This is a genomic window from Streptomyces spongiae, assembly GCF_009377185.1.
Lineage (GTDB): Bacteria > Actinomycetota > Actinomycetes > Streptomycetales > Streptomycetaceae > Streptomyces > Streptomyces spongiae.
In genome coordinates, this window is record NZ_VJZC01000340.1 from 1 (window position 1) to 10,697 (window position 10,697).

7 protein-coding genes are annotated in these 10,697 nt (G+C 70.5%); 2 read left to right on the forward strand and 5 right to left on the reverse strand.

The window, feature by feature from the left end; all coding sequences use genetic code 11:
- Positions 1 to 73: 73 nt before the first annotated feature.
- The 4 genes from FNH08_RS33115 to FNH08_RS33130 form a co-directional block, all read right to left on the reverse strand.
- A complete protein-coding gene (locus FNH08_RS33115; RefSeq protein ID WP_322725909.1) occupies positions 74 to 3,880 on the reverse strand; it encodes a multifunctional oxoglutarate decarboxylase/oxoglutarate dehydrogenase thiamine pyrophosphate-binding subunit/dihydrolipoyllysine-residue succinyltransferase subunit in 3,807 nt (1,268 codons plus the stop codon).
- A gap of 469 nt (positions 3,881 to 4,349) precedes the next feature.
- On the reverse strand, positions 4,350 to 5,459 hold the full coding sequence (locus tag FNH08_RS33120; protein WP_152775220.1) for a HAMP domain-containing sensor histidine kinase: 1,110 nt from the start codon (positions 5,457 to 5,459) through the stop codon (positions 4,350 to 4,352).
- Positions 5,460 to 5,490: 31 nt separating this feature from the next.
- A complete protein-coding gene (locus FNH08_RS33125; protein ID WP_152775221.1) occupies positions 5,491 to 6,228 on the reverse strand; it encodes a response regulator transcription factor in 738 nt (245 codons plus the stop codon).
- Between the two features lie 121 nt (positions 6,229 to 6,349).
- A complete protein-coding gene (locus FNH08_RS33130) occupies positions 6,350 to 7,027 on the reverse strand; it encodes a spermine/spermidine synthase domain-containing protein (protein ID WP_152775222.1) in 678 nt (225 codons plus the stop codon).
- A 199-nt stretch (positions 7,028 to 7,226) separates the two neighbouring features.
- On the opposite strand from FNH08_RS33130, the gene FNH08_RS33135 reads away from it, so the two are divergent.
- Positions 7,227 to 8,024, forward strand: a complete 798-nt coding sequence (locus tag FNH08_RS33135; protein WP_152775223.1) for a rhomboid-like protein — start codon at positions 7,227 to 7,229, stop codon at positions 8,022 to 8,024.
- 241 nt (positions 8,025 to 8,265) lie between these two features.
- Here the strand turns inward: FNH08_RS33135 and FNH08_RS33140 are convergent, their stop codons facing one another.
- Positions 8,266 to 9,630, reverse strand: coding sequence for an MFS transporter (locus tag FNH08_RS33140; RefSeq protein ID WP_322725910.1), 1,365 nt, complete (start codon positions 9,628 to 9,630; stop codon positions 8,266 to 8,268).
- Positions 9,631 to 9,867: 237 nt separating this feature from the next.
- Between FNH08_RS33140 and FNH08_RS33145 the strand changes: the two genes are divergently transcribed.
- Complete coding sequence (locus tag FNH08_RS33145) at positions 9,868 to 10,515, forward strand: TetR/AcrR family transcriptional regulator (RefSeq protein ID WP_194238693.1); 648 nt, start codon at positions 9,868 to 9,870, stop codon at positions 10,513 to 10,515.
- Positions 10,516 to 10,697 lie beyond the last annotated feature (182 nt).

Below are 10,697 nucleotides of genomic sequence, written 5' to 3' on the forward strand. Positions count from 1 at the left end.
GCCTCACACCTCAACCGAGGTGTGGGGCCGATCCTTTGGCTGATCCGGTCGATCAGCAGTGCTCAGAGACGCGTCACGCCTCGAACACCTCACGCACCAGCTGCTCCTGCTCCGCCTGGTGGCGCTTCGCCGAGCCCACCGCCGGGGACGAGCCGTGCGGGCGGGAGATGCGGCGCAGGCGCTCGCCGTGCGGGACGTCCGCGCCGACCGCCAGGTCCAGGTGGTCGATCAGGTTCAGGGCGATGAACGGCCAGGCGCCCTGGTTGGCCGGCTCCTCCTGGGCCCACAGGTACTTCTCGGCGTTCGGGTACTTGGCGATCTCCGCCTGCACCTCGGCACCCGGGATCGGGTACAGCCGCTCGAGGCGGATGATCGCCGTGTCCGTGACGCCGCGCTTCTTCCGCTCGGCTTCGAGGTCGTAGTAGACCTTGCCCGCGGTGAAGACGACCTTCTTGACCGCCGCCGGGTCCACCGTGCTGTCGCCGATGACCGGGCGGAACTGGCCGGTCATGAACTCGTCCGCCTTCGACGCCGCCGCCTTCAGACGCAGCATCGACTTCGGGGTGAAGACGACGAGCGGCTTGTGGTGCGGGTTGTGCACCTGCCAGCGCAGGAGATGGAAGTAGTTCGACGGGAGGGTCGGCATCGCGACCGTCATGTTGTTCTGCGCACAGAGCTGGAGGAACCGCTCCGGGCGGGCCGAGGAGTGGTCCGGGCCCTGGCCCTCGTAGCCGTGGGGGAGGAGGAGCGTGACGCCGCTCGTCTGGCCCCACTTCTGCTCCGCCGACGAGATGAACTCGTCCACGACCGTCTGGGCGCCGTTGACGAAGTCGCCGAACTGGGCCTCCCACATGACCAGCGACTCAGGACGGGCGAGCGAGTAGCCGTACTCGAAGCCCATCGCCGCGTACTCGGAGAGCAGCGAGTCGTAGACGTTGTAGCGGGCCTGGTCGTCCGACAGGTACAGCAGCGGGGTGAAGTCCCCGCCCGTCTCGCGGTCGATCAGGACCGCGTGACGCTGGCCGAACGTGCCGCGGCGGGAGTCCTGGCCCGAGAGACGCACCGGGGTGCCCTCCAGGAGCAGGGAGCCGATCGCGAGCGTCTCGCCCATGCCCCAGTCGATCGCGTCGTCCTCGATCATCGCCGCCCGGCGCTGCAGCTGCGGCAGCAGACGCGGGTGGACGGTGATGTGGTCGGGGATGTTGACCTGGGACTCGGCGATGCGCTTGACGACCTCGGCGGAGACGGCCGTGTTCACCGCGACCGGGAAGCCGTCCTGCGGGTCGTGGGACTCGCCCGACGCCGGCTGCGAGGTGGCCTCGCGGACCTCCGTGAAGACCTTCTCCAGCTGGCCCTGGTAGTCCTGCAGCGCCTGCTCGGCCTCTTCCAGGGTGATGTCGCCGCGACCGATGAGGGACTCGGTGTAGAGCTTGCGCACCGAGCGCTTCTTGTCGATCAGGTCGTACATCAGCGGCTGGGTGAAGGCCGGGTTGTCCGACTCGTTGTGACCGCGGCGGCGGTAGCAGATGAGGTCGATCACCACGTCCTTGTTGAACGCCTGGCGGAACTCGAAGGCCAGACGCGCGACGCGGACCACGGCCTCCGGGTCGTCGCCGTTCACGTGGAAGATCGGGGCCTCGATCATGCGGGCCACGTCCGTGGCGTACATCGACGAGCGGGACGACTCCGGGGCGGCGGTGAAGCCGACCTGGTTGTTGATGACCACGTGGACCGTGCCGCCGGTGCGGTAGCCGCGCAGCTGCGACATGTTCAGGGTCTCGGCCACCACGCCCTGGCCCGCGAAGGCCGCGTCGCCGTGCAGGGCCACCGGCAGGACCGTGAAGTCCGTGCCGCCCTTGTTGATGATGTCCTGCTTGGCGCGGGCGATGCCCTCCAGGACCGGGTCGACCGCCTCCAGGTGGGAGGGGTTGGCGGCCAGCGAGACGGTGATCTGCTCGCCGTCGAGACCGGTGAAGGTGCCCTGGGCGCCCAGGTGGTACTTCACGTCGCCGGAGCCGTGCATCGACTTCGGGTCGAGGTTGCCCTCGAACTCGCGGAAGATCTGCGCGTACGACTTGCCGACGATGTTCGCCAGGACGTTCAGACGGCCGCGGTGGGCCATGCCGATGACGACCTCGTCCAGGCGGGACTCCGCCGCGCTGTCCAGCACCGCGTCGAGCAGCGGGATGACGGACTCGCCGCCTTCCAGGGAGAAGCGCTTCTGGCCGACGTACTTCGTCTGCAGGAACGTCTCGAAGGCCTCCGCCGCGTTCAGCCGGCGCAGGATGCGCAGCTGCTCCTCGCGCTCCGGCTTGGAGTGCGGGCGCTCGATGCGGTCCTGGATCCACTTGCGCTGCTTGGGGTCCTGGATGTGCATGAACTCGATGCCGGTGGTGCGGCAGTACGAGTCGCGCAGCACGCCGAGGATGTCGCGCAGCTTCATCATCGACTTGCCGGAGAAGCCGCCGACCGCGAACTCGCGCTCCAGGTCCCACAGGGTGAGGCCGTGCTCGGTGATGTCCAGGTCGGGGTGCTTGCGCTGGCGGTACTCCAGCGGGTCGGTGTCGGCCATGACGTGGCCGCGGACCCGGTAGGAGTGGATCAGCTCGAAGACACGGGCGGCCTTGGTGACGTCGTCGTCGTGCGAGGCGTCGATGTCCTTGAGCCAGCGGACCGGCTCGTAGGGGATGCGCAGCGCCTCGAAGATCTCGTCGTAGAAGCCGTTCTCGCCGAGGAGCAGGTTCGCGACGGCGCGCAGGAACTCGCCGGAGGCCGCGCCCTGGATCACCCGGTGGTCATACGTCGACGTGAGCGTCATGACCTTGGAGATGCCGAGCTTGTTCAGCGTGTCCTGGGACGTGCCCTGGAACTCCGCCGGGTAGTCCATGGAGCCGACGCCCATGATCACCGACTGGCCGGGCATCAGACGCGGCACCGAGTGGACGGTGCCGAGGCCGCCGGGGTTGGTCAGCGAGACCGTGACGCCGGTGAAGTCGTCCATCGTCAGCTTGTTGTCGCGGGCGCGACGGACGATGTCCTCGTAGGCCTGCCAGAACTCGAAGAAGTTCAGCGTCTCGGCCTTCTTGATCGCCGCGACGACGAGCTGGCGGTCGCCGTTCGGCTTGACCAGGTCGATGGCGAGGCCGAGGTTGACGTGCGCCGGCTTGATGAGGGTCGGCTTGCCGTCCTTCTCGCCGAACGACCAGTTCATCGACGGCATGGCCTTGATGGCCTGCACCATCGCGTACCCGATGAGGTGCGTGAAGGAGATCTTCCCGCCCCGGGCGCGCTTGAGGTGGTTGTTGATGACGATCCGGTTGTCGAACAGCAGCTTCACCGGGACCGCGCGCACGGACGTGGCCGTGGGCAGCTCCAGCGAGGCGTTCATGTTCTTCGCGACGGCGGCGGACGGGCCGCGCAGCGTCACCAGCTCGGGGCCGCCGGCGGACGCGGCGACGGGCTCGGCCTTCTTCGCCGGCTTCGCGGGGGCGGCAGCGGCGGGCTTGGGCGCGGCCGGTGCGGCGGCGGGCTTCGCGGCCGCGGGGGCCGGTGTGGCCTGCGCGGGCGCGGCGGCCTGGGCCGGAGCCGCGGGGGCCGCGGGCTTGGCCGGTGCGGCGGGCGCGGCCGGAGTCTGCGGGGTGGTGGTGCCCGCGGCCCCCGCGGCCGCGGTACCCGCCGGAGCCGAGGCGGCGGCCGCACCCGGCTTGTAGTCGGCGAAGAAGTCCCACCAGGCGCGGTCTACCGAATTCGGGTCCTGGAGGTACTGCTGATAGATCTCGTCGACGAGCCACTCGTTGGGCCCGAAGGCCGCTGCGGGATTCTTGCCCGCTCGGTCTGCGTCGGTCGAGATGCTCGAGTTACTGGGGGACTGTGGCGACACGGCGGCAACCGCCCTCTTCCGCTTCACAAGGTGATGGACAGCGGGAATAAAGGCTACGCCTCCGTGGCGGTGAAGGTCAGGCCGGGCTGGTCCATCGTCGTGTAAGTCACATCGGAATGCGTGTTTCGGGGCTGGAAATGGCGGGAAACAAGCGAGGTTCCGGTGGGGAGCGCATGCCGCGGCGCGGGCCTGTGGCGGCGTGTGCGCGGCGTTCCGCGTGACGACGGCCTGATCACACGTGTCCGCCAGCGCGGACGCCCACGGATCTTGTGGCTCCACATCGAACTTTACGTCAACTTGGCAGAGATGGAAGTCCCGGACGTGTGACGTGGATCCGGCCAGGTGCGTTTGGTGGGTGGCCGGATGCGTCTCGTCTGCCGGGTTCTGTTTGGGGGCGGGTGCGGGTTGTGTGTGGCTTGTCGCGCAGTTCCCCGCGCCCCTTAAAAGCCTGGGGCGCGCCCGGCAGCCGCTACTGGGCCGTGCGTTGGCCCGGGAGGCCGGGGAGGGCTACCTGGATTCGGCAGCCGCGTTTGGACTCGGCGACGCCGATGCGGCCGCCGTGGAGGTCGACGGCCCAGCGGGCGATGGCGAGGCCCAGGCCGGTGCCGCCGTCGCTGCCGGGGCCGTGGGGGGATCTCACGGCCCCGCGGTTGAAGCGTTCGAACACGCGGTGCCACTCGGACTCGGGGATGCCCGGCCCCTCGTCCAGCACCTCCAGGTCCAGGGACTCGGGCGTGTTGCCGCGCCTGGCCTTCACCGTCACGCGGCCGTGCGGCGGGCTGTGCTTGACCGCGTTGTCGATGAGGTTGGCCACCACCTGGTGGATGCGCTCCGGGTCGGCGTGGGCCGTGAGCTCCGGAGGATGCACGTCCAGGTGCAGGTGGACGTCCGTGCGCGTGTGCTTGCCGGAGTCCGAGGCGAGGCCCCCGCGCGCGGAGGCGACCATGTTGGCCTCCTTGAGGACACCCGACAGGTACGGCCACACCTCGAAGCGGCGTTTGCGCAGGGGCACGACGCCGTTGTCCAGGCGGGAGAGGTCCAGAAGGGTCTCGACCAGGCGCCCCAGGCGCTCCGTCTGCTTCAGGGCCGTGCGCATCGTCTCGGGGTCGGCCGCGGAGAAGCCGTCCACCACGTTCTCCAGCACGGCGCGCAGACCCGCGATGGGCGTGCGCAGCTCGTGCGAGACGTTCGCCACGAGCTCCTTGCGCTGACGGTTCTGGGCCTCCAGCTCGTCGGCCATGAGGTTGATCGTGTGGGCCAGGTCGCCCAGCTCGTCCCGGCGGCTGTCGTTGACCCGGCGCGTGTAGTCACCGTGCGAGATGTACCGGGCGACCGCGTTCATCTCGTCCAGCGGCGCGGTGAGTGAATGCGCCACGAACTGCGTGATGAGAAGTGTGGCGATCATCGAGAAGACCGTGATGAAGCGGAGCTCGGTCTTCGTGTGCACCGCGATCATCGACAGACCCGTGGTGATCAGGACCGAGACGACGACGAGCGTGCCCAGCTTCGTCTTGATCGAGAACGGGCGCACACCGCCCCAGGGTCCCGCGCCCTTGCGCGACTCACCGAGACCGCTCATACCGCCATCAGCCCCCTACGCGAGCACCGTCTCAGGGTGTCGGGGTCTCCAGCGCGTACCCCACACCGTGCACGGTACGGATCCGCTCCGCCCCGATCTTCCGCCGCAGCGCCTTGATGTGGCTGTCCACGGTCCGCGTCCCGGACGCGTCCGCCCAGTCCCACACCTCGGCGAGCAGCTGCTCGCGCGAGAGTACGGCACGGGGGGTGTTCGCCAGGCACACCAGGAGGTCGAACTCGGTCGGCGTGAGGTGCACGTCCTCGCTGCGCACCCGCACCCGCCGCTGAGCGTGGTCGATCTCCAGCTCGCCGAGGCGCAGGATGCCCGAGCGCGGGGTCGAGGCGGCCAGCGCGGCCCGCTCCACCCGGCGCAGCAGGACGTGCACGCGTGCGGCCAGCTCGCGCATGGAGAACGGCTTCGTCATGTAGTCGTCGGCGCCGACGCCGAGCCCGACCAGCATGTCCGTCTCGTCGTCCCGCGCGGTGAGCATCATCACCGGCACCGGCCGCTGCGCCTGCACTCTCCGACATACCTCCAGGCCGTCGAAGCCCGGCAGCATGATGTCGAGGATCAGCAGATCGGGCTGCCATGCCTCGGCGGTGTCGACGGCGGCCGGACCGTCACTCGCGGTCTGCACGAGGAACCCCTCGGCCCGCAGGCGGGTCGCGATGGCGTCGACGATCGTCGGGTCGTCCTCCACGACCAGGACCCGGCGCTGTGCGCCCGGGGTCGCCGCCGTGCCGTTGTGGGAGGTGTGTGTCTGCTCCATCGCCCGCCCCTGTATTGCTTTCCGGGATCCGTGGGGTGATCCCTTGGTTGCGCATGACTGCGGTTGCCGTATGAATGATCGGCGTCAGAGGAGCAGAGTACGGGCAGTTACGGTGCCGCGGCTATCCAGGGCGGATCCCGAGGTGCACGACGTCCGGAACGCCTCGGGCAACCGGGATCTCTTCGGTACGCACCCGCTGGAACCCGGCATTCCCCAAGGTTTCCTCGAATTCCGTTGACGGCTGGGCCGACCACACCGCGAGGACTCCGCCCGGCTTCAACACGCTTGCGCAGCTTGTGAGTCCGGACGGCGAATACAGGCTGTGATTGTCGTCGGTGACGGTCCAGTCGGGCCCGTTGTCGATGTCCAGGCACAGCGCGTCATATGTGTCGGACATCTCATTGACGAATTCGACGAGATCGGCTTCCGCGATCTCCGTACGAGGGTCCGCGAGCGCGTCGGAGGACAACTCGGCGAGCGGCCCGCGCCGGTGCCACTCGATGATGGCCGGCTCACGCTCCACGACCGTGATGCGGCCCCACCGCGGGTTCGCCGCCGCGTGCGCGAGCGAGAATCCGACGCCCAGGCCGCCGATCAGCACGCTCGGCTCCGGCCGTTCGTCCAGGGCGCCCAGCGCCGCGTCGACGAGCAGCCGCTCCGAGCGCCCGTCGGACGTGTCCATCAGGAAGCACCCGTTCGCGATGATCTGGAGCAACTCCCCGTGCCGCCGCAACGCGACCTCGCCGTACGGGCCCTCGCGGCGATCGATGACTTCCGGGATGTCGTACGACGTACTCATGGGGTCATCCTGGCAGCTCCGTTGGGCAGGGCACCGTGAATTTCGACGGGAGCGAACCGCGTCCGGACACTGACGCCGTTGCCCGAGGGGCCTGTCGGGTTCCTGTGAATCGGCGTGAAAGGCGTCTCGCGTGGCGGGGATCACAGACAGCGGCGCGGGAGAGGTCAAAGGTGAGGTGGAACGGAAGGAGCGCCTCACCTTGGACCCAGTGGACGGGGCCGCGCCGCCCGACGTGAGGCCGCCGGTCGCCGGGCCCGGCCTGGACGGGATCCCGCGACCGCGCGGGGCGACGTCCGAAGCGGCCGAGAGCACGGCGAGTACGGAGCCCGCTCCGCAACCGCCCGTCCCGCAACCGCTTGTCCGTGTGTGGGCCGAGCGCCTTCGCGCCCTGCTCCCGACCCCGGCGGGGACCCCCTTCACGTGCGCGTACGCCGCCGTCCTGCTGGTCACCTCGGCGATCACCGAGTACGCCGACCCGTCTCTCGTCCATGCCCTCCACCAGGGCTCCAGCACGGATGTCGCACACCTCGTCCAGCACCCGGTGCTGGTGCTGTTCGCGAGCGCGCTGTGGACGGCGGGTGGACTCGGGTCGCCGTACGCGCTCGGTCTCGTGGTGGTCCTGACCGCTCTGGAGCGCCGTCTCGGCGGCGTGCGCACGGCCGGTGTCTTCTTCGTGGGGCATGTGCTCGCCACCCTCGCCACCGAGGTCCCGGTCGGCCTCGCCGTCCTGGTGGGCCACCTTCCCGAGAGTTCCCTCCATCGCCTCGACTACGGCATCAGCTTCGGTGTGGCGACGAGTGTGGGCGCGCTGGCGGGGTTGCTGTCGCCGTGGCTGCGGTGGCCGTTGCTGGCGGCCTTCGGCGGAATGCTGGTCAACGACCTGATCACCTTGCAGGACCCCCTGACGAACTGGGGCCACCTGATGGCGCTGGCGATCGGGGTGGCTCTGTGGCCGGTGGTGCGGAGGGGCCGGTACGGGCGGTGGGTTCAGGTCTGACTGCCGCATGTGGCTGGTTGCGGTGGCGAAGCGTCACGCCTCGCCGGTCCGAAGCGTCACGCCTCGCCGGTCCGACCCGCGGGACACCGGCACGTGCTGAGCGGGCACTCGGTGCACGGCAGAGCATGGCCGGGGTCCGGCCGTGGCCGGGGTACCGGGCGGCGCGGGCCGGGCGGTGCTCGGCGGGCGCGCCGCCCGGTGGGGTGCGGTCAGGTGGTCGGCCTGATGCGGTGGGGTGTGGTCAGGTGGTTCGCCTGATGCGGTGGGCCGTCGCGACGCCGGTGAGGGCCAGCGCTGTGGTGAGGCCGAAGGTGGCGGTGAGACCGGTGGCGGTGGCCGCGCCGTGTTCGTGGGCCAGGGCGATCGCCGCGCCACCGAGGCCGCTGAGTACGGCGACGGCCAACGTCTGGGCGAGTTGCAGCGCACCGCTGACCTCGCCCTGCCGGTCGGCGGGCGCCTGCTCCATGGCGTCGGTCGTCGCGGCGTTGAACGCGATGCCCATGCCGACGCCGCCGACGGCCCAGCCGAGTACGGCGACGAGCGCCGGCACCGAGTCGATCAGGATGCCGGCGGCGATGATCCCGACGCCCGCGGCCAGCAGCGCGCAGCCGACGGCGATCGGCAGCGCCCGGGAGCGCCCCCTCCAGCGGTCGTCCGCGCGGCCCTGCCAGGCCGCGCCCAGCACCCAGGTGATCGCCCCGGCGGACAGGCCGAGGCCGGCCTCGGTGGTGCTCAGCCCGCGCAGTTGAGTGAGGCCGAGCGGCAGGAATGCCTCGCTGCCGAAGTAGGCGCCGCACAGCAGGAACCGAATCAGCACTCCGGTCGGCACCCCGCGCCGGCCGCGCAGAGTGCCGGGCGGCAGCACCGTGCGCAGGCCCAGTACCGCGGCCACGACGCCGAGCAGCGCGAGCGGCACCAGCACGGCGAGGTTGGTGAACTGCAAGCCGCCGAGCAGTACCGCGGTGCCGGCGCTGACCAGGATTCCGCGGGCCACCGGGCCCCGCCACCAGGCGTCGCGCGCCGCGTCGGCGGCGGGCGGGCGCGGGCGCCCTCGGCGCAGCAGCGGGGGCACCGCCATCGCCCAGGCGAGCCCGATCAGCGGCAGCAGCAGGACGAATACGCCGCGCCAGTGGACGTGCTCGGCGACCAGCCCGGCGAGGGCCGGCCCGACGAGCGAGGGGACGGTCCAGGCGCCGGAGACCAGCGCGAACATCCGGGACCTGAGGTGTTCCGGGTAGTTCAGGCCGATGACGGTGTAGGCCAGGGCCATCACGGCACCGACGCCGAGGCCCTGCACGAAGCGCCCGGCGAGGAAGACCGGCCAGTTCGGCGCGGCGCCGGCCAGGGCGCAGCCGGCCGCGAAGACGGCCAGGCCGAGGCCGAGCGGCCTGGCCGGGCCACGGCGGTCGGCGGAGCGGCCGGCCGCGACGGTGCCTATCAGGTTGGCGAGCATCAGGGCGGAGAATCCCCAGCCGTAGGCGTTGAGGCCGCCCAGCCTGTCGGCGATCTCCGGGAGCACCGTGGCCACGCCCATCGACTCGAAGGCCACCAGACCGACCGAGAGGACGATTCCCCAGGTCATGGCCGTGTACGGGGACTGGAACACGCCCTGCCCCGCAGCTTCGCCCGGTGGCTTCGTCGTGGGGTCGCGCCGCGGCGAGGGATCGGCGGCTCCTTCGTGGGCTGCCTCTTCGTGGGCTGCCTCTTCGTCGGTTGTCTCCTCGCTGGCTGGCCCTTCGTCGGCTGTTCCTTCGTCGGCCAGTTCCCGCCGTGGCATGAGGACCTCGCAATTTCATTACGTTACGGATCGGAACGAAACTGCATGCTACCTATACTGAGCGCCATGGCAAACCCTGGGAGCACCTCCGCCCGCACTCCGGCCAGGGCGGCAGGGCGGCCGCGAGACGCGCGGCTCGACACCGCGATCCTGACCGCCACCCGGGAACTGCTCGCCGAGGTCGGCTATCCCGGCCTCACCCTGGAGGCGGTCGCCGTCCGGGCCGGCACCACCAAGCCGGCCATCCGGCGCCGCTGGGCATCGCGGCAACTGCTGGTCATCACGGCGCTGGGCGAGATCATGGGCACGGCCCCCACCCCCGACACGGGGTGCACCCACTGCGACCTGATCCTGGGCATCGAGACCATCGGTCAGGCTTTCGGGGGCACCTTCGGCCGCCGGACGCTGCCCGCGCTGATCGCGGACCTGGCCGGAGATCCCGACCTGGACCGGGTCTTCACCGACACGATCTTCCACCCGCGGCGGGCCACCACCAGGGCGGCACTGCTCCGCGGCATCGAACGCGGTGACCTCCGTGCGGACGCGGACCTCGACCTGCTGCTCGACCTGCTGGCCGCGACCACGTACCACCGGGTGCTGTTCGGGCATCTGCCGGTCGACGACCGGCTGGCGCACGACGTGGTGATGACCGTTCTCGAGGGCGCGGCGACGCCGCGCTGGCGCGAGCACTACCGGCAGCGTCACGTGGGGTGACCGGGACGGGAGGGTGAACGCGAGTCGGGTCTTGGTCGCCCGGATGCCGGTCTCCGCGCCCTGTTCGATCGCTCCGGGTGGTGCGGGGGTTTGCCTGAGTCTCTGCCTCTGCCTCTGCCTCGCCGCGTAGATGGCGGTGGTGCTTGTCGGGGTTGGTTTCCTCGCCCCCGCCGCCCCTACCC

What these genes read in the sequence shown, in the direction of transcription:
- FNH08_RS33120 (WP_152775220.1), bottom strand. Translation starts at nt 5,459, where the DNA reads ATGAGCGGTCTCGGTGAGTCGCGCAAGGGCGCGGGACCCTGGGGCGGT.
- FNH08_RS33125 (WP_152775221.1), bottom strand. Translation starts at nt 6,228, where the DNA reads ATGGAGCAGACACACACCTCCCACAACGGCACGGCGGCGACCCCGGGC.
- FNH08_RS33130 (WP_152775222.1), bottom strand. Translation starts at nt 7,027, where the DNA reads ATGAGTACGTCGTACGACATCCCGGAAGTCATCGATCGCCGCGAGGGC.
- FNH08_RS33145 (WP_194238693.1), top strand. Translation starts at nt 9,868, where the DNA reads ATGGCAAACCCTGGGAGCACCTCCGCCCGCACTCCGGCCAGGGCGGCA.